The organism is Pseudomonas sp. GW101-3H06, assembly GCF_059424605.1.
In genome coordinates, this window is the sequence record NZ_JBWKZO010000001.1 from 2244099 (window position 1) to 2268043 (window position 23945).

Annotated in this window: 24 protein-coding genes; 9 read left to right on the plus strand and 15 right to left on the minus strand. The window is 60.9% G+C overall.

Translation table 11 applies throughout. From position 1 onward, the window contains the following. Nucleotides 1-66: 66 nt before the first annotated feature. The gene (locus AC07ZE_RS10175) at nucleotides 67-1815 is read left to right on the plus strand and encodes a L,D-transpeptidase family protein (RefSeq protein WP_207263954.1); all 1749 of its coding nucleotides are present in this window, start codon (nucleotides 67-69) and stop codon (nucleotides 1813-1815) included. Nucleotides 1816-2019: 204 nt separating this feature from the next. After that, nucleotides 2020-2808 (plus strand): WaaZ-like lipopolysaccharide core biosynthesis protein, encoded by a 789-nt coding sequence (locus tag AC07ZE_RS10180; RefSeq protein WP_207263956.1) that lies wholly within the window; start codon nucleotides 2020-2022, stop codon nucleotides 2806-2808. 71 nt (nucleotides 2809-2879) lie between these two features. On the opposite strand, the gene AC07ZE_RS10185 is transcribed toward AC07ZE_RS10180, so the two are convergent. Continuing rightward, nucleotides 2880-3203 (minus strand): DMT family transporter, encoded by a 324-nt coding sequence (locus tag AC07ZE_RS10185; RefSeq protein ID WP_207263959.1) that lies wholly within the window; start codon nucleotides 3201-3203, stop codon nucleotides 2880-2882. Nucleotides 3204-3218: 15 nt separating this feature from the next. After that, nucleotides 3219-4217, minus strand: coding sequence for an SLAC1 anion channel family protein (locus AC07ZE_RS10190; RefSeq protein ID WP_207263961.1), 999 nt, complete (start codon nucleotides 4215-4217; stop codon nucleotides 3219-3221). 114 nt (nucleotides 4218-4331) lie between these two features. On the opposite strand from AC07ZE_RS10190, the gene AC07ZE_RS10195 reads away from it, so the two are divergent. Beyond that, complete coding sequence (locus tag AC07ZE_RS10195) at nucleotides 4332-5282, plus strand: GlxA family transcriptional regulator (RefSeq protein ID WP_207263963.1); 951 nt, start codon at nucleotides 4332-4334, stop codon at nucleotides 5280-5282. On the opposite strand, the gene AC07ZE_RS10200 is transcribed toward AC07ZE_RS10195, so the two are convergent. After that, nucleotides 5277-6125, minus strand: coding sequence for a LysR substrate-binding domain-containing protein (locus AC07ZE_RS10200; RefSeq protein WP_207263965.1), 849 nt, complete (start codon nucleotides 6123-6125; stop codon nucleotides 5277-5279). The genes AC07ZE_RS10195 and AC07ZE_RS10200 overlap by 6 nt on opposite strands. Before the next feature lie 109 nt (nucleotides 6126-6234). Between AC07ZE_RS10200 and AC07ZE_RS10205 the strand changes: the two genes are divergently transcribed. The 3 genes from AC07ZE_RS10205 (at nucleotide 6235) to AC07ZE_RS10215 (ending at nucleotide 9533) form a co-directional block, all read left to right on the plus strand. After that, on the plus strand, nucleotides 6235-6939 hold the full coding sequence (locus tag AC07ZE_RS10205; RefSeq protein ID WP_207263974.1) for a haloacid dehalogenase type II: 705 nt from the start codon (nucleotides 6235-6237) through the stop codon (nucleotides 6937-6939). Between the two features lie 17 nt (nucleotides 6940-6956). Then, nucleotides 6957-7730, plus strand: coding sequence for an aldolase (locus tag AC07ZE_RS10210; RefSeq protein ID WP_207263976.1), 774 nt, complete (start codon nucleotides 6957-6959; stop codon nucleotides 7728-7730). 396 nt (nucleotides 7731-8126) lie between these two features. After that, nucleotides 8127-9533 carry a DUF1254 domain-containing protein gene (locus tag AC07ZE_RS10215; RefSeq protein ID WP_207263978.1) on the plus strand — a complete coding sequence of 469 codons (1407 nt, stop codon included), beginning with the start codon at nucleotides 8127-8129 and terminating at the stop codon, nucleotides 9531-9533. A 272-nt stretch (nucleotides 9534-9805) separates the two neighbouring features. Here the strand turns inward: AC07ZE_RS10215 and AC07ZE_RS10220 are convergent, their stop codons facing one another. Then, on the minus strand, nucleotides 9806-10393 hold the full coding sequence (locus AC07ZE_RS10220; RefSeq protein ID WP_207267795.1) for a GNAT family N-acetyltransferase: 588 nt from the start codon (nucleotides 10391-10393) through the stop codon (nucleotides 9806-9808). 120 nt (nucleotides 10394-10513) lie between these two features. On the opposite strand from AC07ZE_RS10220, the gene AC07ZE_RS10225 reads away from it, so the two are divergent. The 3 genes from AC07ZE_RS10225 to AC07ZE_RS10235 all read left to right on the plus strand — a co-directional run bounded on the left by AC07ZE_RS10225 (nucleotide 10514) and on the right by AC07ZE_RS10235 (nucleotide 14077). Then, a complete protein-coding gene (locus AC07ZE_RS10225; protein WP_207263980.1) occupies nucleotides 10514-11308 on the plus strand; it encodes an exodeoxyribonuclease III in 795 nt (264 codons plus the stop codon). Between the two features lie 113 nt (nucleotides 11309-11421). Further along, nucleotides 11422-12249 (plus strand): arylamine N-acetyltransferase family protein, encoded by an 828-nt coding sequence (locus AC07ZE_RS10230; protein ID WP_207263982.1) that lies wholly within the window; start codon nucleotides 11422-11424, stop codon nucleotides 12247-12249. Nucleotides 12250-12559: 310 nt separating this feature from the next. Continuing rightward, a complete protein-coding gene (locus tag AC07ZE_RS10235) occupies nucleotides 12560-14077 on the plus strand; it encodes a nucleobase:cation symporter-2 family protein (RefSeq protein ID WP_207263984.1) in 1518 nt (505 codons plus the stop codon). A gap of 67 nt (nucleotides 14078-14144) precedes the next feature. Here the strand turns inward: AC07ZE_RS10235 and AC07ZE_RS10240 are convergent, their stop codons facing one another. From AC07ZE_RS10240 to AC07ZE_RS10290, 11 genes are all read right to left on the minus strand, one after another. Further along, on the minus strand, nucleotides 14145-15377 hold the full coding sequence (locus AC07ZE_RS10240) for a dienelactone hydrolase family protein (protein WP_207263986.1): 1233 nt from the start codon (nucleotides 15375-15377) through the stop codon (nucleotides 14145-14147). Between the two features lie 28 nt (nucleotides 15378-15405). Then, a complete protein-coding gene (locus AC07ZE_RS10245) occupies nucleotides 15406-16191 on the minus strand; it encodes an SDR family oxidoreductase (RefSeq protein WP_095196884.1) in 786 nt (261 codons plus the stop codon). Continuing rightward, nucleotides 16188-16781, minus strand: a complete 594-nt coding sequence (locus AC07ZE_RS10250) for a cysteine hydrolase family protein (protein ID WP_207263988.1) — start codon at nucleotides 16779-16781, stop codon at nucleotides 16188-16190. The genes AC07ZE_RS10245 and AC07ZE_RS10250 overlap by 4 nt, the downstream gene beginning before the upstream one ends. Then, nucleotides 16781-17314 carry an aromatic-ring-hydroxylating dioxygenase subunit beta gene (locus AC07ZE_RS10255; RefSeq protein WP_207263990.1) on the minus strand — a complete coding sequence of 178 codons (534 nt, stop codon included), beginning with the start codon at nucleotides 17312-17314 and terminating at the stop codon, nucleotides 16781-16783. Before AC07ZE_RS10255 ends, AC07ZE_RS10250 begins: the two co-directional genes overlap by 1 nt. Continuing rightward, complete coding sequence (locus AC07ZE_RS10260) at nucleotides 17304-18635, minus strand: aromatic ring-hydroxylating dioxygenase subunit alpha (protein WP_207263999.1); 1332 nt, start codon at nucleotides 18633-18635, stop codon at nucleotides 17304-17306. Before AC07ZE_RS10260 ends, AC07ZE_RS10255 begins: the two co-directional genes overlap by 11 nt. Before the next feature lie 17 nt (nucleotides 18636-18652). Then, nucleotides 18653-19597, minus strand: coding sequence for a PDR/VanB family oxidoreductase (locus AC07ZE_RS10265; RefSeq protein WP_207264001.1), 945 nt, complete (start codon nucleotides 19595-19597; stop codon nucleotides 18653-18655). Between the two features lie 132 nt (nucleotides 19598-19729). Beyond that, the gene (locus AC07ZE_RS10270; protein WP_207264003.1) at nucleotides 19730-20539 is read right to left on the minus strand and encodes an alpha/beta hydrolase; all 810 of its coding nucleotides are present in this window, start codon (nucleotides 20537-20539) and stop codon (nucleotides 19730-19732) included. A 6-nt stretch (nucleotides 20540-20545) separates the two neighbouring features. Further along, nucleotides 20546-21232 (minus strand): ABC transporter ATP-binding protein, encoded by a 687-nt coding sequence (locus AC07ZE_RS10275; protein ID WP_095196878.1) that lies wholly within the window; start codon nucleotides 21230-21232, stop codon nucleotides 20546-20548. After that, nucleotides 21225-21974 (minus strand): ABC transporter ATP-binding protein, encoded by a 750-nt coding sequence (locus AC07ZE_RS10280; RefSeq protein WP_207264005.1) that lies wholly within the window; start codon nucleotides 21972-21974, stop codon nucleotides 21225-21227. The genes AC07ZE_RS10275 and AC07ZE_RS10280 overlap by 8 nt, the downstream gene beginning before the upstream one ends. After that, on the minus strand, nucleotides 21971-22987 hold the full coding sequence (locus AC07ZE_RS10285; RefSeq protein ID WP_207264007.1) for a branched-chain amino acid ABC transporter permease: 1017 nt from the start codon (nucleotides 22985-22987) through the stop codon (nucleotides 21971-21973). The genes AC07ZE_RS10280 and AC07ZE_RS10285 overlap by 4 nt, the downstream gene beginning before the upstream one ends. A 10-nt stretch (nucleotides 22988-22997) precedes the next feature. After that, on the minus strand, nucleotides 22998-23909 hold the full coding sequence (locus tag AC07ZE_RS10290; RefSeq protein ID WP_207264010.1) for a branched-chain amino acid ABC transporter permease: 912 nt from the start codon (nucleotides 23907-23909) through the stop codon (nucleotides 22998-23000). Between the last annotated feature and the right edge of the window lie 36 nt (nucleotides 23910-23945).

Sequence of the window (23945 nt, forward strand, 5' to 3'; positions counted from 1 at the left end):
GAATATGTCGAGTCTAGCAGCGAGTGGAACGCTAGCCTTTGATTTGCGGGAGATTAAGGATTATCCATGGTGCAATTAACAAGGTTATTCGTCATAAGCCGTGCATTTTTTATGGTCTTTCTGATCAGCGGCACGGCATTTGGTGAAATTTCGCCGATCGTGCCGGCAACTCCGGAAACCAGCGTGGTGTCGGCGGCCCCTGAAGATGCCGTGGGTCAAGCGATCCAGGCGGTGCTGGAACCCCTGCAATCGGCATTCCCTCCACTGCTCACTTCACGCAAGCATCAGCGCGCTGACATCAACCGCGTGGTCCTGGATTTCTATTCCCACCGCAACTATCGCGCTGCCTGGACGAACGGGCGCGATGTCACCCAGTTGCTCAAAAGTCTGGATGAAACTGAAATCGATGGCTTGAACCCCTCGGATTACCGGAGTGCCGAGTTGGTCCAGGCGCAACTGGCGATGCAGGCCACCGCACCAACGCCAGCGCAATCGGCGGCTTACGATATCGGGCTGACCCGCACCTACATCACCGCGTTGCTGCACTTGCGGCGCGGCAAGGTCGACCCGTCCCGACTGGATTTTCATTGGAACTTCGACCCCGAGGGGGTTGATCCCCGAGAGGATGTGAACAGTTTCTTTGCTGCTCTCGACGATCACGATGTGGCTCGCGCGTTCGCTCAAGCGCCGCCGCAAGAGGCGGTTTATCGCAGCTTGCGCGTAGCGCTGGCGCACTTGCGTCAGGTTCGGGATGCCGGCGGTTGGCCGAAGGTCGCCGAAGGGCAGTCACTCAAGCCGGGGATGGACGGCGCGGCAGTTGCACAGTTGCGCGCCCGTCTGGTGGCTGGTGGTTATCTGGAGCCAACCAAGAGCAAACGCAGCGATTACGACGGCAAAGTCATCGCAGCGGTGAAGAAGTATCAGGCTGAGCAGTATCTGGGTGCGGACGGTGTGGCAGGGGCGGCGACCCTGGCGGCGCTGAATGTGCCGGTCGAAGCACGGATCGATCAGGTCCGGGTGAACATGGAGCGGGCGCGGTGGTTACTGTACAAACTGCAGGGCACTTTTGTCGTCGTGGACATCGCCGGGTACAAGGTCGCGCTGTATCGCGACGGCCAGCCGATCTGGCGTTCCCGGGTACAGGTCGGCAAACCGTTTCGCAGTACGCCGGTGTTTCAATCCGAGATTACGTACGTCACGTTCAACCCCACCTGGACCGTGCCACCGACGATTCTGGTCAAGGATATGCTGCCCAAGATTCAACAGAACCCGGATTACCTGGCGGCTAATCGGATCCGAGCCCTGGATCGGGATGGCAACGTGCTCGATCCATCGACCGTCGACTGGTACAACGCGCGCGGTATCACGTTGCGCCAGGATGCCGGCCCTGAGAATTCATTGGGGCAGGTGGTCATTCGTTTCCCCAATGACTATGCGATTTATCTGCACGACACACCGCATCGCGAGTTGTTCGCCAAGTCCATGCGCGCCACCAGTTCCGGATGCATCCGGGTAGAAAATCCGCTGCAGTTGGTCGAGCTGTTGTTCAATGACCCGGAGCACTGGAACAGTGAGGGCATACAGAAGCAGTTGGCCAATGGCAGGACCGAAAACATCAGGCTCCCGGTCAAGGTGCCGGTGCTGTTGGCTTACTGGACTGTCGACCTGAGCAAAGAAGGGCGGGTGACGTTCAAACCCGATGTTTATGGCTACGACACGCCGGTACTGAAGCAGTTGAACTTGCCTTCAAAACTGCCAGCGCTGGAATTGCCACGGGCGGAAAATGCCATGGTGGTCACAGGGCAAAACCCGTAATAGACAGTATCAGACGAGGGTGGTTTTCACTTTGACGCAAGACTGTGCGTCGCTGCTGAAAACGGGGAAACGCTCTGCGACGGCCTTTGCGCTCCGTCGCAAACTGGGGATCCGATGAAGTCAAGCGGTTGGCTCGTCGGTTGAAAACTATCACAATGAAAATTGATCACACATGATCGATCTCAATGGATAGGAAATTTGAAGATGGATGTTGCGCAGAAAAACTCGTCACGCACCGCAGGTCCACTTCATGTGCATGACCTCGATGAGTGCCGCAACATTCAAAAAGGATCGGTGTTCATCATTGCCTCGGGGCCGTCTGCCAAGGATTTTCCGTTGGAAAAATTTGCAGATGTTCCGATGATCACCATGAATGGCGCGATCTCGAAGTTTATCGGGACCGGTATCAAACCGTTTTTTTATGTGTGTACCGATCAGGGCTTTTCCCGCCAGCAACCTGATTTATTTTCGCAAGCCATGCGACTCAGTGAACGGGTTGCGCTGTCGGAGGACCATGTCTGGCATACAACGGTCAAACCCTCAGGCCAGCTGTATCTACTGAGCCGGGCACCCAAGCTGTCCTGGAGCGATCTGTTTCGCAATGACAACGAACTTGTCAGAAGCCGCAAGCTCGGCACTGGCCGTAATCGGAGCCTGGGTTTCAGCAAAAATCTCAAGCGCGGTTTTTTCGACGCTCGCACAGTGGCCTATCTGGCATTACAGCTTGCCTATCACCTGGGGTTTACCAAGGTGTTTCTGGTGGGTGTGGACTTGAACCAATCAGCCAATCGCTTCTACGAAGAGCCGGGGGTGTTTGCTTCCCCCTGCCGGCTTGATGAGCACTTCTATACGAGAATACTGCCGTCATTCGAGATCCTGTCGAAATACGTCATGAACAAGGATTTTCAGGTCTACAACCTGTCCGATGTCTCCCGAATTCCTGAGGCGCTGGTGGCTCGGGTGTCGCTGGATGAACTGGACAGGCGAGTCTGACGGAAAGCCTTGATCCATGGAAACGGGCGCGTTTGAAGCGCCCGTTTTTTGTTTGTATTGCTTAACCGGTCTCACGACCAGCGCAGCCCTGCAACACTCACCACAATCATCCCCAGCCAGACCACCCGCCAGAAAGACACCGTATCGCCGAGCCAGTACATGCCGACCAATGCCGTACCGGCTGCACCGATACCGGTCCACACGGCGTACGCTGTGCCAATGGGCAGTTGGCGCAGCGCCAGGGTCAACAACGTCAGGCTCCCCGCCAAAGCCACGAACGTGCCGAGTAACAGCCAGGGTCTTTGCAAGCCGCTGGCGGATTTCAAGCCTATCGCGAACACAATCTCCAGAAGACCTGCCAGAAACAGCAGGCCCCAGGAATAACCGTAAGTCATGGATGCCTCGATGGGTCAGTTGGACAACAGTTTTCCGTTGAACAGGATTTTCAATGTCTTCACGGTCAGTACCGCCAAGGCAATGGTCAGGAAGGCCAGGATCAAATAGGCCACGGCACTGAGGACGATGCTGTCTTGTGCATAGGCGTATTTCAACGCGGCATTGCTCAGCGCGGCGATGGGGAAGCTGATGGCCCACCAGGCAGGCGAGAAGGGCACGTCTTTGCGAAACACTTTGAAGGCCAGCACGGCAAACAGAAACAGACCGAAGTAGAACAGCAGGCTGGCGAAGTGATCGATCACCCCGAAGAAGTTGGTGTAGGCCAGGAAGCCGACTTCAAAAGGCGCGATCAGAATCATCAGCGAAGGCGTCATGCCTTTGGCCATGGCTGGCTCGTGAACCAGCCGTGCGAAAATCCGGGTGAAGAACATCAGTGCCAACACGGTGCCGACGGCGATGGCGAACACGTTGAATTCATAAGCCCAGGCCATGGGCATTTGCGCACCGGCCACAGCGATGTCGAGGGTGGCGACACCGGGGATCAACCACGCAGGTACGGCATGCTGCGCGTCCTGGTTACCCGACAGCAACCGCGATACCACCACACCACCCAGCACCACGGTCAACAGGCTGCCAATGACCCAAAGCGCCTGACTCAACACCGCGCTGTAGGGGGCAGATACAGCAGACAGCAACAACAGGGCAATGGTGACGGTACCGAAGAAGTTGCCGGACACAGGGTGGTTGAATTCCGCTTTCACCACTTGGGGGTGCTTGATCCATTTGGTGAGGTAGCCCAATACCAGCACGGCGAAGACCAGTCCGGCAAACAGGCCGATGCCGTCGGCGATCACACTGGCCTGAGCGGTGTGTTGGCTGACCAGGCGCCAAGCCAGGCTGAGGCCTGCAAGCCCCATCACGGAACCGAACAGGTTGATGGGGAGGTTTTTGATCGACGTCGATTTTGTGACTGAATCGAGGGCGACGGCAGAGGGCATATTCAAGGCAGTCATGGCGGTCTCCGGTTGACTGAATTAATCGTCATGGGTAGTTTCTGCCAATATTCATTTGGCTTGAAGCGTCTTGAAGCGATGTTTTCAGCCATTAACATTACGAGGACAGACACCATGCGCATCGCCTTGCTGGCATTCCCTCGGGTACAGATGCTGGACATCGTCGGGCCGGCGGATGTATTTGCCGAAGCCGCCCGGCAACTGGGCAAGCCACGGGCCTATCAAGTCTCGGTGATCGGCACCGAAACCGGGCCGATCAAGGGCACCAGTGGTTTACGCCTGGCGCTGGACGGCACCATCGATACGTTCAAAGGCTCGATCGATACGCTGCTGATTGCCGGCAGCCCTGCGGTCAGCGAAGTCGCGCAGAACTTGCAGTTGCAAGCCTGGATACGCCTTCAGGCGACCAAGGTGCGGCGCATCGGCTCGGTGTGCAGCGGTGCCTTTGTACTGGCGGCGGCCGGTCTGCTGGAAGGGCGGCACGTGACCACTCACTGGAACTCCAGTGCGCTGCTGGCCAAGGAGTTTCCCGAGACCATTGTCGAGCCGGACAGCATTTTCATCCGCGACGGCAATGTCTATACCTCGGCCGGTGTCACGGCGGGCATGGACCTGGCGCTGGCCATGGTCGAAGAGGATCACGGCCGTGAATTGGCGCTGAGCATCGCCCGGGAAATGGTCATGTACTTCAAGCGTCCGGGCGGGCAGTCGCAGTTCAGTGCGCAGTTGGCCGCGCAGACGGCAGAGCGCACGGTCATTCGCCAAATCCAGGGTTACATCGTCGAAAATCTGAAGGCCGATTTGAGCGTACCGACCCTGGCCGAGCGGTCGGGTATGAGTGAGCGCAACTTTGCCCGGGTGTTCAAGGCCGAAGGCGGATTCACGCCCGCGGAGTTCGTCGAATTGGCCCGCATCGACGAGGCCCGGCGCTTGATCGAAGGTGCGGACGTGTCCCTCAAGCGCCTGGCCGATCAGGTGGGGTATGCCAATATCGATGGGTTCAGGCGCGCATTCGTCCGGCGCCTGGGGATCAGTCCCAGCGATTATCGGAAGCGATTTCTATAAAGCAGGGCTTTGCAGCTCCACTCGCAGAAACTCCACCAGCGCCCGCTGCAACCCGCTCAATGCGCCATCGCGACTGATCAGCGCCAACTCTGTCGGCGGCAGTGGCGGCAAGTCGGTGCATACGCTGTGCTCAGGCAGCACCGCCGAAGCAGGCAACACCGAAATGCCCAGCCCGCAGGCCACGGCGGCTTGAATCCCGGTCAGGCTGTGGCTGCCGAACGCGATACGCCAGGGCCGTTGCGCCACGTCCAGCAGGCGGATGGCCCGTTGGCGATAGATGCACCCCTGGGGAAACAGCGCCAGTGGCAACACGCCGTTGGCCGGGTCTGCCTGCGCACCTTTGACCCACACCAACGTTTCCGGCCAGGCGGCCCAGCACGGGCCACTGTCCGGCTCACGCTTGATCAAGGCAATGTCGATGTCACCGCTGGCAAGCTTGTTTTTGAGATCGGTACTCATGCCGCTGAGGGTCTCCAGGCGTGCCTGGGGTTTTTCGCGGCTGAATCCGGCGAGGATCGTCGCCATGCGCCGGGCGTCGAAATCTTCCGGCACACCGATGCGCAGGATCTCCAGATCCACGTCGCTGGCCAGCGCTTCCACGGCCTGCGAAGACAGCGCCAGCAAGCGCCGCGCATAGTGAATCAGCATTTCGCCATGCTCGGTGACACTGATGTTTTGCCCGGTGCGATCACGCAGCAGCAGCGAATGTCCGACCAACTCTTCGAGTTTTCGCACCTGTTGGCTCACGGTGGATTGTGTCCGATGCACCCGTTCGGCCGCACGAGTGAAACTCCCTTCGTCCATTACGCAGACGAACGTCTTAAGCAGTTCGAGATCGAGCATGGCGGCCTCCTTTGATATTTGTTTTGTAACTGACGATTAAGCATTTATTTAATTTCACACTATCACTGCTCGCACTTAATCTGAACCCCACACTTCAGAGGATGCTGCCATGACACTCCAAAACACCTCGCGCCCCCAATGGTTGACCTTCGATTGCTACGGCACGCTGATTCAATGGGATGAAGGCTTGCAAGCCGTGGTCGCCGAGATTTTGCGCGACAAAGGCGACCACGCTGTCGATGTCGATCGCCTGATCGAGGTTTATGACCGGCACGAGCATCGACTGGAGCAGATTCCGCCGCATCGCTCGTTCCGCCAATTGAGTACGCTTGGGTTGCAGCTGGCGCTGGAGGAATTGAACCTGGCGAGTGCGCCCGAGGACAGTCAGCGCCTGGCCGGGGCGATTCCGCGGATGCCGCCGTTTCCCGAAGTGGTCGCGACCCTGGCGCAACTCAAGGCGATGGGGTTCAAGTTGTGCATCGTGTCCAATACCGACGACGACATCATTGCCGGCAACGTCGCGCAACTCGGCGGGCATATCGACCGGGTCATCACCGCCCAGCAGGCCGGCGCCTACAAGCCCAATCCCAGGCTGTTCGACTATGCGCACGAACAACTGGGTGTCACCCGCGAGCAAGTGGTGCATATCTGCGCCAGCCCGACGCTGGATCACACCGCCGCACGGGACATGCAGTTTCGTTGCGTATGGATCGACCGTGGCACCGGTCGGAAGTTGCTGCCGGACTATAGACCCGATGCGATATTGAACACGCTGGATCAGGTCGTGCCCTTGTTTACATCCCTTGGCTGGTAACTCACGGAGTCAGCGCCATGGCCCATACGCTTGCAGGCAGTTCCCGTCCCTCGATTTACACCGGCCTCGATCTGGATGCACCGGCCGTCATCACCGCGCGCATGGAGTTGGCTGCGTGCTTTCAGCTGGCGGCGCGTCATGGTCTGGAGGAGGGCATCTGCAATCATTTCTCGGCCATGGTGCCGGGGCGCAATGATCTGTTTTTCGTCAATCCCTACGGCTACGCCTTCGAAGAAGTCACGGCTGACACGCTGCTGGTCTGTGATTTCCACGGCCATGTGGTGGACGGCGAGGGTCAACCGGAAGCGACGGCGTTTTACATCCATGCGCGGCTGCACCAACAGTTGCCGCGGGTGAAAGTGGCGTTCCACACGCACATGCCGCACGCCACCGCGTTGTGCCTGCTGCAAGGTCCACCCCTATTGTGGCTGGGGCAGACGGCTCTGAAGTTTTACGGCCGTACGGCGGTGGATGAACACTACAATGGCCTGGCCCTGGATGAATCCGAAGGCGACCGCATTGCCAGTGTCATGGGTAACGCCGATATTCTGTTTTTGAAAAATCACGGGGTGATTGTTGCCGGGCCCACCATCGCCGAAGCCTGGGATGATCTGTATTACCTGGAGCGCGCCGCGCAGGTGCAATTGATGGCCATGGCAACCCAGCGGGAACTCCTGCCGGTGCCCCACGAAATCGCCCAACGCGCCTATGAGCAGATGCGCGCGGGCGATGCTGAAAGTGCGCGGGCGCATTTGCACAGTGCGATGCGGCGGTTGCAGCGCTTCGATTGATGCACGGTGGGCTGAGGGGGCGCTGGGGGCGGCAGCACTTGATGTGCAGCCCCCATTTATCCCTGATAACCCCGTAGACTGCGCGCACAAAAAATGAGGGCTTTTGGGCCGGTGCCCATGCGTTGCCCTTGAGGGATGAGCCTGTTTGCCCACGCGCTTTCACGGCCAGCACCACACCCCCAACGTCGCATCAAATCGCTCGGCCGTGCTGTCGATGCAGGGCGGTGTCGAGGCGCTGATGCGTTCGGATCGTTGAAGCGCTGCCCTGTTGTTTCACCCGCGCAACACCCGGCGAACCGGTTGTCCGCCTGTCAGTTCCCGTTCATTTGATCGTCTAGAGTTCCGTTAGCCCTGCCAAATCCGACAGGTCTCCCTAACGCATGGACGATCGCCAACATGTTGATAACCCAAGCATTGACAGCCGTTGCTCTCACCCTTGCAACCTGCGCCATCTTTCCGTTGGTCAGTCACGCGCAATCGAAAGTCACACCCGAGGAAGCTCACGCCATTGGCGTGGAAGCCTACGTTTATTTCTATCCGCTGCTGACCATGGACATCACCCGTAAACAGTTCACCAACATCGAACCGGGCAAGGAGTTCGGTAAAGGTCCGATGAACATGTTTGTCAGCGTCCCGCAGTATCCACCGGCAGATTTCAAAGGCGTGGTGCGAGCGAATTTCGACACCTTGTATTCCATTGCCTGGCTCGACTTGACCAAGGAGCCGCTGGTGATCGCGGCGCCGGACACCGCCGGACGTTTCTATCTGCTGCCCATGCTCGACATGTGGAGCGACGTCTTCGCCTCGCCAGGTTGGCGCACCACCGGTACCGACGCCGCGCGGTTTCTGGTCACGCCGCCGGGTTGGGCCGGTACGGTGCCTGCCGGGTTGAATCACCTGCCGGCGCCGACGCCTTTTGTCTGGGTCATCGGTCGCACCAAGACCGACGGCGCGGCGGACTACGCGGCGGTGCACAAGATCCAGGCCGGCTACACCGTGACACCGCTGTCGCAGCTGGGCAAAGGCGAGGAACCGGTCAGCGTCAAGATCGACCCGGCCGTGGACATGAAGACCCCGCCGAAAATCCAGGTCGATACGCTGTCAGCAGCCCGGTACTTCGCTTATGCCGCCGAATTGCTCAAAGTGCATCCGGCCCACAGCACCGACCAACCGATGCTGGCGCAGATCAAGCGGATCGGCATCGAGCCCGGCAAATCGTTCGACCTGGACGCCCTGGACCCTGACATCAAGGCGGCGCTGCAAACCGTGCCGCAAGAGGCACAGGCACTGATGAAATGGAAAGTGGAAACCCTGGCGCGGGTGGTCAACGGTTGGTCGATGAACACCGACACGATGGGCGTGTATGGCAACTACTACCTCAAGCGCGCAATCGTTGCCCAGGTAGGACTCGGCGCCAACCTGCCCGAGGATGCGATTTATCCGTTGAACATGGGCGATGAAAACGGCAAGGCCCTCGATGGTGCAAACAAATATGTGCTTCATTTCCCCAAGGGTGAGGCGCCACCGGTGAACGCGTTCTGGTCGATCACGCTGTACGACCCCGAAGGCTTCCAGGTCGGCAATGAACTAAACCGTTTTGCGGTCAGCAGCTGGATGCCGTTCAAGAACAACGCTGATGGGTCTCTGGATCTCTATTTCCAGAATGAAAGTCCCGGCAAGGAGCTTGAAGCCAACTGGCTGCCTGCCCCCAAAGGACCGTTCAACCTGACCATGCGCCTGTACGGGCCGAAGGCCGAGGCGTTGAACGGCAAGTGGAACCCGCCGCCGGTCAAGCAGTTGTAGGTATGGGCTATAGAAGCAGCCGATGAGTGACCACCATCGGTTGCCTTTGCGCGTTCAGCTGCCCGTCCCGCTACCGCCGGAGGGGGCGGTGGGCGTGTTGTCAGGAGGCATGACCGGGCCGCTGGTTGGAAGGGGGTGGGTCGAAAAAATACCTGGTGTGCCGATCACCCTGTGGGAGCGAGCCTGCTCGCGAAGGGGGCGTGTCAGTCGGCATCCAGGTTGGCTGATTCACCGCTTTCGCGAGCAGGCTCGCTCCCACAATGATTTGAGTGTTAACGAGAAACATATCCCGCCAGCTTCTGCTCCAGATTCCGCCGCACTCCCGGCCACTCCTCATCAATGATGCTGAACCGCACCGAGTTGCGCTTGCGCCCGTCGGGCATGATCCGCTCGTGGCGCACGATGCCTTCCTGCTGCGCACCTAGCCGCAGGATTGCCTGGCGCGAGGCCTGATTGTGTTCGTCGGTGGTGAATTGCACCCTTACGCAGTCCAGTAACTCGAAGGCATGGCGCAACAGCAGGTACTTGGCTTCGGTGTTGACGAAGGTTTTCTGCCAGCGGGCCGAGATCCAGCTGCTGCCGATTTCCAGCTTGCGGTTGAGCCGGTCGATTTTCCATAGGCGGGTCGAACCGATCATTTCGCCGGTGTCCTTCAGCACAATGACGAAGGGCAGCACCGTACCGGCATCGCGGCCATCCAGGGCTTTTTTCAGGTAGGCATCAACGGTGGTGGGCGAGGGCACGACAGTGACCGTCAGGTTCCACAGTTCTCCATCCGCGGCGGCGTGCACCAAGGCGTCGGCATCGGTGTATTGCAGCGGGCGCAGGGTGATTCGGCTGCCTTGCAGGGTGGTGTCCATCATCCAGGGTTTTCTCGGCAGACATTGGACATCTATTACGCCGTACAGGTGACGGCTGACGCAACCACCGACAGGCATCGAGGTCACAATCTGCAGACCCAGCCAACTGGAACGGCGGCCATGAAAAAATTGCGGATCGCGACCTTCAATGTCAACGGCATGCGTGCCCGATTACCGAACCTGCTGGCCTGGCTGGAGCGCGAGCGGCCGGATATCGCCTGTTTGCAGGAGCTCAAGTCGGTGGACAGCGCCTTCCCCGCCGCCGAGCTTGAAACCGTCGGTTACGGTGCGATATGGCAGGGCCAGGCGTCGTGGAACGGGGTGGCGATTCTGGCGCGCGATGCACAGCCGCTGGAAAGTCGACGAGGGTTGCCGGGCGATGAGGGCGACACTCACAGCCGTTATCTGGAGGCCGCCGTTCATGGGGTGTTGGTGGGCTGCCTCTACCTGCCCAACGGCAACCCGCAACCGGGCCCGAAATTCGATTACAAGCTGGCGTGGTTCGAGCGACTGATCCGCTACGCGCAGGTGCTGCAAAGCAGCGAACATCCCGTGGTGCTGGCCGGTGACTACAACGTGGTGCCCACCGATCTGGACATCTACAACCCGCGCTCCTGGCTCAAGGACGCCTTGCTGCAACCGCAGAGCCGCGCGTGTTATCAGCGTCTGCTGGATCAGGGCTGGACCGATTCCTTGCGACATCTGTACCCGGAGGATCGCCTTTACACCTTCTGGGATTATTTCCGCCAGCACTGGCAGAAGAACTCCGGGTTGCGCATTGATCACCTGCTGCTCAATCCGGCGTTGAGCCCTTACTTGCTGGATGCTGGCGTCGATGCCTGGGTTCGCAACGAGCCCCATGCCAGCGATCATGCGCCGACCTGGATTCAACTGGGCTCGCGCAAGCGTCGTTGATTTCTCCCGCAGGGCGATTGGCTAAATCAATTGTCGGCGGCAGCGCTTCATCCCTTATACATAGCGACCAATGGCGGAACGATCCGCAGCCTCCCGTGCAAAAGGACTGAACGATGAGCGAGCCACGCCTGACAAACCTTGCGCTGTACCTGCAACGCCTGGGCTTCGATGCGCCCCCGGCGCCAACCCTGGAGACGTTGCGTCAGCTGCAATTGCGCCACACTGGCGTTTTTCCGTTTGAAAACCTCACTACGCTGTCAGGCAAACCGGTGCTGATCGACTTGCCGTCGATAGAACGCAAAGTCCTGCACCAGGGGCGCGGGGGTTATTGCTACGAACTCAACAATTTATACCTGGCCTTGCTGCAAGCGCTGGGTTTCGACGCGCGAGGCATCAGCGGCCGCGTGGTCATGGGCCAACCCGAAGGCGCATGGACTGCCCGCACACACCGCTTGAGCCTGGTGACCCTGGACGGCGTGCGCTATATCACTGACGTCGGTTTCGGCGGCATGGTCCCCACCGCGCCGCTGTTGCTCGATAGCCGGGCTGAACAACCCACGCCTCACGAACCCTATCGCATCGAACAACACGTCGACGGCTACACCCTGCGTGCCAAGGTCGACGACGAGTGGCGAGCGATGTACATCTTCGATCTGCAACGCCAGGAAGACATCGATTACACCGTCGGCAACTGGTATGTCTCGACCCATCCCGAATCATCCTTCGCCCGGCAATTGATGGTGGCGCGGACCGGGGACGGGTGGCGACGTACGCTGAACAATGGCAGTTTCGCGATCCATCGCATGGGGCATGACAGCGAACGCCGGCAGGTGGTCGATGTGCAGGAACTGTTGGCCTTGCTGGAAAGTGAATTCGGCATTCGGGTGCCGGAACATCAAACATTGATCCGCACACTTGAACGCCTGATCGAGGTGCAATAAGCGGCTTACCCTGCACACAAAAAAGGGGCGGATTGCATCAATCTGCCCCTTTTTGCATCAGGCTTCAGGCTCCCTCTCGCGCTGAATCTCCCTGCGTGCTTCGGAAAGTTTTCTCCAGGGTACTGAAAAGACTAGCGGGCTGAGGAGAGTGGCCCGGGAGGATGTATTTGAAGATTTGATGGGCGGTGGCACACAGTCTGCATGACCAGTCGTTCATAATTTGAATGGCAAGTTGTATACAAGTCTATGGACATTTGTCCTGACTCTTGCATACAGTGTGCGCATAACAAAAACCAGGGAACCCCCTAACATGAAAACGCCCCATGTTTCACACCAACGGCCCGAAGACGAAAACCTCGGGATCGGCGCGAATATGGCTTACGGCCTGCAACATGTTCTGACCATGTACGGTGGCATCGTCGCGGTGCCTTTGATCATTGGTCAGGCTGCCGGGCTGTCGCCGGCGGACATTGGTTTGTTGATTGCTGCTTCATTGTTTGCGGGGGGGCTGGCCACGTTGCTGCAAACCCTGGGCTTGCCGTTTTTCGGTTGTCAGTTGCCGCTGGTGCAGGGCGTGTCGTTCTCTGGCGTTGCGACCATGGTGGCGATTGTCAGCAGTGGGGGCGAGGGCGGGTTCCAATCGATTCTGGGGGCGGTGATTGCCGCGTCCCTGATCGGATTGCTGATTACCCCCGTGTTCTCTCGCATCACCAAGTTCTTTCCACCGCTGGTGACGGGGATCGTGATCACTACGATCGGCTTGACCTTGATGCCCGTAGCCGCGCGCTGGGCCATGGGCGGCAACAGCCAGGCCCCGGAATTCGGCAGCATGGCCAATATCGGCCTGGCGGCGGTGACCCTGGTGCTGGTGCTGTTCTTGAGCAAGATCGGCAGCGCCACCATCTCCCGCCTGTCGATCCTGTTGGCGATGGTCATCGGTACGATCATCGCGGTGTTCCTGGGCATGGCGGACTTCTCGTCGGTGACCCAGGGCCCGATGTTCGGTTTCCCCGCACCGTTCCATTTCGGCATGCCGACCTTCCACTTCGCCGCCATCCTGTCGATGTGTATCGTGGTCATGGTGACCCTGGTGGAAACCTCGGCAGACATCCTGGCGGTCGGTGAGATCATCGACACCAAGGTCGACTCCAAGCGCCTGGGTAATGGCCTGCGTGCCGACATGTTGTCGAGCATGATCGCGCCCATCTTCGGTTCCTTCACCCAAAGCGCTTTCGCCCAGAACGTCGGCCTGGTGGCAGTAACCGGCATCAAGAGTCGTTATGTGGTGGCTACCGGCGGCCTGTTCCTGGTGATTCTCGGCCTGTTGCCATTCATGGGGCGGGTCATCGCTGCCGTGCCGACCTCCGTTCTCGGCGGCGCCGGTATCGTGCTGTTCGGAACCGTGGCCGCCAGCGGCATTCGTACCCTGTCCAAGGTCGACTACCGCAACAACGTCAACCTGATCATTGTCGCCACCTCCATCGGCTTCGGCATGATCCCGATCGCGGCACCGAACTTCTACGACCACTTCCCAAGCTGGTTCGCCACTATCTTCCACTCGGGCATCAGCTCCTCGGCAATTATGGCGATTGTGTTGAACCTGGCTTTCAACCACCTCACGGCCGGTAACTCCGACCAGCAGTCGGTGTTTGCGGCAGGCACCGAACGGGTCCTGCGCTATCAGGATCTGGCGGCGTTGCGCGAAGGGGATTACTTCAGCGACGGCAAGCTGCATGACTGCGACGGCAAGGAAATTCCGGTGGTGGAGGTGGACCACGGGCATGGCGAGCCACGCGCGGTGCATGCCAAAAGCAGTGAGCATGTCTGACGTTTGATCGAATGCAAAAAGGCCGGTCTGTCGCGTGACAGATCGGCCTTTTGTATTTAAGCGGTTTCTATTGCGCGCTTTGCGTCCAGCGCCCCATCAACGTATTGGACGGCAGTTGTTCATCCAGCAATTTTCTCGCCGTTTCCACGCCCGCCACCGGCAACCCTTCAGGGTTCAACAAGCCAATCTGCACCAGCACACTGGCCTGGTCCCAGTAGATATGCTCGTGGTACAGCTTGTCCCCGCGAAACTTGATCACACCCAGCATCGGAATCTCGACGTACTGACCGGTCGGTGCCACGTTGGGCAGCATCCAGTCGATTTCGGTGCTGTGGGTGAAGCACATGATGAATTCATCGACGATCTGCAGGGCGCCGATGGTGCGCGAGATCGGTATGAGCTTCATGTCCGGCGGGTTGCCGTGGACAAAATGGTGTTGGTAGAAGCGGCTGAGCTCCCTGGCGCCAACGCCGCCGGTCATGGTCGGAATATGGTTGACGTAGGGTTCGGCGACCATGGTCGCCATGGTGGCGGGTACGTCCCGGGTGTCGAACTCGTGACGGATGTGTTCTTCCCACAGGGCTGACAGGTTGAAGTGTGGGCCGATCTCGCGCTTGAGTGCGGCGATGCTGCGTTCATGGGCCATCAGCGAAGCCGGCTTGTCGTAGTGTGGGCTCCCGGCTCGGGCGAAGGCGTGGTCGACGCCCGGGTATACGTAGATTTCGGTTTTGTCGTTGCCGGCCAGGTGCTCGCTGATCCGGGCGCGGGCGCTGGCGTCGCAATAGCCATCGTTTTCGGCGAAGTGCAGGACCAGGCGACCCTTGAGGTTTTCCGATTCGTGCAGCAAGTGTTCAATGCCCATGCCGTAGTAGCCGACGGCGCAGGCAACATCGGTGCGCGTGGCGGTCAGCCAGGCCAGCTTGCCACCCATGCAGAAGCCGACGTAACCCAGGCCCGCACCCTCGACTTCCGGCAGGCCCCGCAGGGCTGTGAAGCTGGCGTCGATGTCGGTGACGGCCTTGTCCACGTCCAGGCGCTGGAACAGATCGATGGCGACCGCAAAATCGGCTTCGGTGTAGCCCAGGTCAATGCCCGGGTGCAGACGCCAGAACAGATCCGGCACCAGCGCTACATAACCTTCCTCGGCATAGAAATCGGCCACCGCGCGCATATTGGCGTTGATCCCGAAAATCTCCTGGCCGATCACGACCCCGGGACCCTTGCCACTGGCCGGCAGGGCCAGGTAACCGCTGAATGTGGCGTTGCTGTCCGTTGCCCGGATTTCAATCATCTTGCCCATGTCATCTACCTCATTCGGTTGTCAGGGTTTATTGGCTGTCACGGTGTTGTTGGAACCACACGCGCGGCGACACGCCACGGTCGGGCCCGAGAATCGAAAAGCCGCCATCCACCGGCACATCGACGCCGGTCATCCAGCTGGCCCCGGCGCTGCACAGAAAGGCCACCACGCTACCGATCTCATGGCCCCGGCCGATGCGCCCCAGCGGATGAAAGGGCGCGCCGACCCGATCGGCCAGCTGCGGATCGTTGTCGCTGAACTCGGCGACGCTGGGCGACCAGGTCCAGGCCGGGGATACGCTCAGTACCCGGATTTGCTGCGGGGCCAGGGTCATGGCCAGGTTTTTCGTCAGTTGCAGAATGCCGGCCTTGGAAGCAGGGTAGAGTGCGCGCCCGGCCGCGCCGAATTTTCCGCCAGTGCTGCCGATGTTGATCACCACGCCACCGGGCAGGTGCACGGCAGCCTTCTGGGTAAAGATCGCCGCCGACACCAGATTGACGTTCAGGGTTTTGAGCCACTGCGCGCGGTCCGAGGCCAGTCCCTGATCGGCGTACAGGCAGGCGTTATTGACCAGGATGTCGAGCCTGCCGAAGCGGGCCAGCGTGGCGGCTATGCAGGCGTCGATGTCTTCGTCGCGCTCCACGTCACAGACACAAAACCCGCAATCCAATGCGCGCGCCAAGGCTTGCCCACTGTCGGCGTTGCGCCCCACCAACATCACTCGGGCCCCTTCGGCCAACAGTTGCCGAGCAATGTCCAGGCCCAGCCCCTGGGTGCTGCCGGTCACAATCGCCACTTTGCCTTCGAGCATCATGCCAGGTCCTCCAGTGCTTCGTTGACGTGACTGATACGGGCGATCAGCGCCATGCTCGCCAGCGAGGCGGCATGCGCGCCGTTGTCCGCGCTGGCGCAGGCATCGGCCGCCACTGTCACCTCGAAACCGCAATCCACCGCATGGCGCACCGTACTTTCCACCACCGAGTGGGTCGCTACGCCAGCGATCAACAGGTGCGAAGGATTGAACTGGCGCACCAGGGTTTCCAGCGGTGAGCCATAGAAGGCATTGATCCGGTTATGGGTGACGACGAACTCGTGGCGGCTGTCCAGCGGCGCCAGGGCGCTGAAAAACTCCGCGCCCCAACTGCCTTCCTGAGCCGCGCCGATGGAGGCGACGCTGCGCAGAATCGGCGCGTTCTGGATCAGGTCGGCGTAGTCGGCCCGGAATGCCACGCGGACGTGGACGATCGGCCAGCCCTTGGCGCGCGCCCCGGCGAGCAGTCGGCCGGCAGCGTCGAGCAGCTCGGCGCGCACGCAGTCATCGGTTCCCAGTCCGACCCGAATCTTGCCTTCGGGGTGCAACACGTCGTTCTGATAGTGCAGGGCGATCACCACCGGCGCGTTCATCACACGAATACCTCAAGGTTGGCGAACACATCGTTACAGTTGATGAGGTCCACGCGCTTGAGCTGGATCTGCCAGCCACCGCTTTGCCGAGGGGCCAATTTATAGGTGTAGCGGCCGGCGAGCTGGCGCTGTTCCAGGCGCCACTCGCTGTACTGGAAGCTGGCGCTGACCACCAGCAGGCCCTGGGCGTCGAGACCCTCGACCATCACATTGCCGACCAGGTGTGCGGTTTGGGTCTGCGGTTGCTGTGACCAGTTGCGGGCGTTTTCCACCCGGCGGATACGCACCTCGCGCAGCATGCGGTTTTCCCAGAACAGCGAGATATGGTCGAACGGGTTGGCTTGCTCGTGTTTGTGTGGCACCCAGTACATGCCGGTGTCGGTGAATAGCTTGTCCCATTCCCAGAAACGTCGCTCATCCAGCAGGCGCGCCTCCTGATACAGAAACTGTTCGATCTGACGCAGGGTCTCGACGGGAACCTGGGCCGGGGTCAACTGGCGGGTGTCGACGTCGATTCGGCGGTCAAGCAGCATGGGTGCTCTCCTTGGCAATCAGGGTGGCGGTCATGAACTGTTTCCAGGCGGCGAACTGGTTGCGCATCGGCAGTTCGCTGGTGCCGTTTGTGGACACCGCGCCGTCTTCCAGCGGCTTATCGGTACCGACATAGCGGTGCATGCTGATCCACTCTCCACCGCGGGTCATATTGCCTTCCTGGCAGCGGGCATAGACTTCGACGTCATCGGGCATCACGTTGGAGGAGGGCGAGTTGATGACGTTGGCGTACGTCAGTGCGCGGTCGAACACCGCATCCGGAGCGCCCTTGCAGCGGAAGGTCTGGATCTCGACCATGGTCTGGTCCACGGCGATCGGGCGGATCACCCGGAATTGCATGAACACCGTGTGCGGCGAGCCACTGCCGTAGATCACCGTGTTGTGGCGGTTCATGCCCAGGATCTCCTTGGCGCGCTGCTCGCCGTAGGCCTGGCTCAGGCATTCGAAGTGGGCGCGGGAGACCTCGTCGCGCTCGGCGGCGCTCGGGTCGAAGATCGCCTCCATGTAGCCGTGGCCGTTGTGGTAGGCGCGCAGTTCGAGCTTTTCCCAGAAGTCGTAGGGCTCGCCATTGCCGTCCATGATCAACAGCTCGAAGGGCATTTCGCCGATGGCCTGGGCTTCGTCACGCGCAGCATCGACCGACGATTCGTGGGTCACGCGGGCGTGCATGGTGTCGTGCAGGTTCTCGTAGAAGACTTTCCAGTTCGAGCGCTGCTGAACGCGGAAGATGCCGCCGGCTACTTCGACCTCACCGACCGGCGAGCGGTCGCAGAGGTTGTCGATGGAGGTGATGACGCCGCCCAGAAATGCTTTGAGGTCTGGTCCGAACGCCGCCTGGCTAGCGAACACGAAACCGCGATAAGTCTCGACGCGGGCGACGCTGACCATGGAGAAATCCGGGTGCTTGGGATCGTAGCAGGTGCCTTCGAAACCGCTTTTGAGCGGCGCCGACAGATGTTGGCCGTCGAGTTTGAAGGTCCAGGCGTGGTACGGGCAGCGGAAGAATTTGCCGACACTGCCGTCACCGTCGGCCACCAGTTTGGCGCCTTTGTGCGGGCAGCGGTTGTACAGCACGCTGACCTGCTGGTTGGCGCCGCGCACCATGATCACGTCCTGATCGCCGATGCGCGTGGTGTGGTAGTCACCGGGGTGCTTGACCTGGCTTTCATGGCCGACGTAGATCCAGGCGTTGCCGTAGATGCGTTCCATCTCCAGCTTGAACAGGGTCGGGTCGGTGTAGACGCTCTTGTGTACGCTGTCCTCGCGGATCAAGGCAGCGATTTGCTCATTGGTCGGTATCACGGGATGTCCTCGGCTTGTCACAGATCGAGCACCAGCAGCGCGCTGCTGGCACGGGAGACACAGGTGCAGAAACTGCCGCTGGCGCGATCGCGCTCCGACAGGCAGATGTCGCGGTGATCGGGCTGACCGTCGATGACCTGGGCGACGCACACGCCGCAGTCACCTCGTCGGCAATCGAACATCGGGTCCAGGCCGGCCTGGAGCATGGCGTCCAGCACGCTCTGCCCGGCGGCCACTTGCAGGTTCACGCCGGTTTCGCGCAGGTGCACTTCAAAGCCCTGATCGCTGGCCATTTCCAGGGCGCCGCTGAACAGTTCGTAATGCAGGTGATCCTCGGCCCAACCCTGTTCGCGAGCGCACGCCAACACACTGTTGAGCATGGCGCTCGGGCCGCAGATGTAGAGGTGCAGGCCGGGCTTTGGCGCGGCCAGGATCGTGGTGGCGGGGAAGCGCTTTTGCGGGTCGCCGCCGCTGATCCAGCAATGGTTGTCCTGGCAGGCGCGGGCCTCTGGCAGATAGGCCATCTGTGCTGCATCGCGACCGGCGTAGTGCAGGGTGAAGGGCTTGCCCGCCGCTTGCAGCGACCGGGCCATGCCCAGCATGGGCGTGATGCCGATGCCGCCGGCGATCAGCAACGCATGCTCGGTGTTTTCACACAGTGGGAAGTGGTTGCGGGGCGCATCGGCCAGCAGTTCGTCGCCGACCTTGAGCGAGTGCACCCAGCGCGATCCGCCGGAACTCGCCTCTTCGAGCTGGACGGCGATTTCGTAGTGTTCACCGTCGGGCAGGTTGACCAGCGAATAGGCCCTGCGTTGCGCGCGGCTGCCAGGCACATGCAGCGCCAGATGTGCCCCGGCGGTGAAGCCCGGCAGTGGCTGGGCGGCGCTGGACACCAGCAGCACGCGGCGGATTCTGGGAGTCAGGGGGTCGATCTGTTGGACCCTGAGCGAGAGGCTGGACATACGCAATTCCTGTCTGAATTCGTAGCCACTGTATGAAGCCTGAGAGGGTCAAAAAAGCCGCAAACGGCAAACCTGTATCCACATCTGGCGAGAGTGATTAACGGGCGCGATGGGCGCTAACGATAACGCGTGCTATCTGGTTGAACGCATCACCTTCAGAAGCGCCAACAAAGCACGCAACTGTTCGCCATCCGCCCTGGCCAGATCGTCCAGCACCGCAAAGTGATGACAGCCTGCAAGCTCGACAAGGCTCACGGTCTGCCCAGCCTCGCGACAGGCACTGGCGTAGTCGCGCGAGTGGCGGATCAACTCCGGCAACTCATCCCCGCCCACGGTCACCAGCAACGGTGCACCCGCGCCGATCAGCCTTTGCGGGCTATAGCGCTGGATGTCCTCTTCGCTCAGTCGCAGCTTGTCGTTCAGCCAGCAGCGGCTGATGGGTTCGAGCTCCATCAGGCCGCTGATCGGCATGGCCAGGCTCACCAGCGGATGCCGGCGATGCAGCGCACTCAGATGGCCACCGGCCGAGTGCCCGCACAGCACCACCTGTTGACCAATGTTCAAGGCTTCGCGCTGCGCCAGCAGGTGGTCCAGTGCCTTGCCGATCTGGCCGACGATGGTGGCCATGCTCGCCTCGGGTGCCAGGGGGTATTCCAGCAAACCGACATTGAAGCCGGACTCGATCAGGCCCTCGGCGATGAAGGCGTAGTCGTCCTTGTCCGAGGCCTGCCAGTAACCGCCATGAATGAACAGCAGCGTCGGCGCCCCGTCATCCGCTTGGGCGTACCAGTCGAAACGCTCGCGCATGGCATTGCCATAGGTCACGTCGCGCTGCCAGGCGTGGCGTGCATAAGTCTCGGCGCTGCGCTGGCGAAACCGCTGCATGATCTGTGGAAAATTACCGACGGCTGCGACGTTGTTGTAAGCCTGATTGAGGTCCATGGCGGCTCACACTCCCAGGTAGCGTTGCGACAGTTCGGGTTGAGCCGCCAACTCCACCGGCGTGCCATCCCAGACCTGGCGTCCTTTCTCGATGATGTGATGACGGTCGACCACCCGCGCCATTTCCTTGAGGTTCTTGTCGATCACCAGAATCGTCTCACCCTCGGCCTTGAGGGTGGCCAGGCAACTCCAGATCTGCTCGCGAATGATCGGAGCCAGCCCTTCGGTGGCTTCGTCGAGAATCAGCAGGCTGGGGTTGGTCAGCAGCGCGCGGCCGACCACCAGCATCTGTTGCTCGCCGCCCGAGAGGGTGCGTGACAGCTGGTCCTGGCGCTCCAGCAGGCGCGGGAACAGTTCATAGACCCGCGCCAGGTCCCACTTGCCCCGCGTGGCGGTGGCCAGCAGGTTTTCCCGCACGCTCAAGGTGCCGAAGGCGCGGCGCCCCTCCGGCACCAACCCCAGGCCGGCCTTGGCGATGCGATAGGGCGCGGCACCGCGCATTTCCGTGCCGTTGATGCGGATGCTGCCGGCACTGGGCTTGAGCAGCCCCATGATCGATTTGACCGTGGTGGTCTTGCCCATGCCGTTACGGCCGATCAACGACACCACCTGGCCCTGCTCGATGCTCAGGTGCATGTCGAACAACACCTGGCTCAAGCCATAGCCCGCTTTCAAGCCTTGAACGTCAAGCATGTTCTTCTCCCAGGTAAGCGGCCCGCACTTGCGGGTCGTTGCGCACTTGTTCGACGTTGCCGGTCAGCACCGTCTGGCCGTACACCAGCACCGTGATGCGATCGGCGAGGGCGAATACCGCGTCCATATCGTGTTCCACCAGCAGGATCGCGTAGCGGCCTTTAAGACTTTGCAGCAACTCGGTCATGCGCGCGGACTCATCGGCTCCCATCCCGGCCATCGGCTCATCGAGCAGCAGCACTGAAGCTTCCTGAGCCAGTGCCAGGGCAATCTCCAGTTGTCGCCGTTCGCCGTGGGACAGTTCGTGGACCGGGTCTTGTGCGCGAAGGCCCAGGCCCACCTGCTGCAAGTAGCCCCGCGCCGGTTCCAGCAGGCGAGTGTCGCGGGCCAGCGGGCGCCACATGCCGAACGCCTTGCCTTCGCGGGCCGCGATGGCCAGGGCGACGTTCTCCAGCAGGCTGAACTCGGTGTACAGCTGGCTGACCTGGAACGCACGCGCCAGGCCCAGGCGTGGCCGCTGCCAGGCCGGCACGCGGGTGATGTCCTGGCCATTGAGGTGGATCTGGCCCTGGTCGGGGAAAATCTCGCCGGCGATCTGGGCGATCAAGGTGGACTTGCCGGCGCCGTTGGGGCCAATGATGGCGTGCAGTTCGCCCTTGACCAGTTCAAGGCTGGCGCCGTTGGTGGCTTTCACCGCACCGAAAGCCTTGTGCAAATCACGAATCGACAGTTGTGCGCTCATGGGCGTACCTCCACGGCGGCGTTGGGTTTGACGGCACCCACCTTCGGTTTGCGCTGCAGCAGGCTCAGCAGCAATCCGTAGACGCCTTTCTTGCCGAACAGCACCACCAGCAACAGCAATGGCCCGAAAATCAGCATCCAGTGCTCGGTCCACTGGCTCAGCACCTGTTCAAGGCCCAGATAGGTGGCCGCGCCCAGCAGCGGGCCGAGCAGGGTGCCTACGCCGCCGAGAATTACCATCGCCATCAGTTCACCGGACTTGTGCCAGGCGCCCATGTCAGGGCTGACGAACAGCGCGTAGTTGGCCCACAGAATGCCCGCCAGGCCACCGCCGGTGCCGGCGATCACAAACGCCGTCAGGCGATAGCGCAAGGGTTTGAGGCCCAGGCTGACGCTGCGCCGTTCGCTCTGCTTGAGCCCGCGCAATACAAAACCGAAACGCGAATTGACCAGCCGCCGGCACAGCAGCAACCAGCCGGCCAACAAAGCCACGCACAGGTAGTAGAAGTGGTTGGCGTCACTCAGATCCAGGTCGCCCAAGGTGTTGCGATCGCTCAGCAGAATGCCGTCGTCGCCGCCATACAGCGACAGTGAGCCGAGGACGAAGTAGAGCATCTGGCCGAATGCCAGGGTGATCATGATGAACTGCACACCGCTGGTGCGCAGCGACAGATAACCGACCAGCAGCGAGAACAGCGCGCACACCAGCAGGGCCAGGGGCCAGACCACCAGTGCGCTGTTGCTGCCGTCCCATCCCCACAGCGGCATGCCTTGCGAGGTATGAAAGGCAATGATGCCGACGATATAGCCGCCCAGGCCGAAAAACGCGGCATGGCCAAAGCTGACCATGGCGCCGTAGCCGATCAGCAGGTCCAGACTGATGGCCGCCATGCCGTAGATGGCCAGGCGGGTGAAGAAGCTGACCAGGTAAGGTTCGTGCAACCAGTGGGCCAGCAGCGGCATGCAGGCGAAGGTCGCCAGGCACGCAAGGTCGATGATTAGGCGTGGTGACATGGCGTTCTCCTCAGGCACTGGCCGGCAGCAGGCCGCGCGGACGCACCAGCAGCACCAGGGCCATGACGATGTAGGCGCTGGCGGAAATCAGCCCGGCGCTCAGGGTGCCGCTGGTTTCGCTGGGCAGCAGTTGGTCGAGCAGCGGCGGAATGTAGGCACGCCCCAGGCTGTCGACCATGCCGATCAGCAAGGCGCCCACCAGCGCTCCGCGCACCGAGCCGACACCGCCAACGACGATGACCACGAAGGTGGTGATCAGGATCTTCTCGCCCATGCCGATCTCCACCGACAGCAGCGGTGCCGCCATGAAACCGGCCAGGCCGCACAGCACGCAGCCGAATACGAACACCAGGGTGTACAGCCGGGCGATGTTGACGCCCAGCGCACCGACCATTTCATGGTCGTCGGCACCGGCGCGAATCAGCATGCCCAGGCGCGTGTGGTTGATCAGCAACCACATGCCGACCGCCACGATCAGCCCGGCGGCGATGAACAGCAGTCGGCTGACCGGGTACATCAGCCCCGGCAGCACTTCGACAAAGTTTGAATACCAATCGGGCGTGGGCATCGCCGGCGGGCTGCGGCCGAAAATCAGGGTCAGCAATTCGTTGCTGAAAAACACCACGGCCAGGGTCGCCAGCACCTGATCCAGGTGATCGCGATTGTAGAGTCGACGCATGATCGAAGTTTCGATCAACGCGCCGTAGCAGGCCGAACCGATCAGTGCGGCCAGGCCGCCGAGCCAGAACGAGCCAGTGGCCATGGCGGTGTAGGCGGCACAGAAAGCGCCGACCATGTAAAAGGCCCCATGCGCCAGGTTGATCACGCCCATGATGCCGAAAATCAGGGTCAGGCCCGAGGCCAGCAGAAACAGCAAGGCGCTGTATTGCAGGCCGTTGAGAATCTGTTCAAGCAATAGCATTGCTACGCTCCTCATGAAAACGCCCCGCAGGGTGCT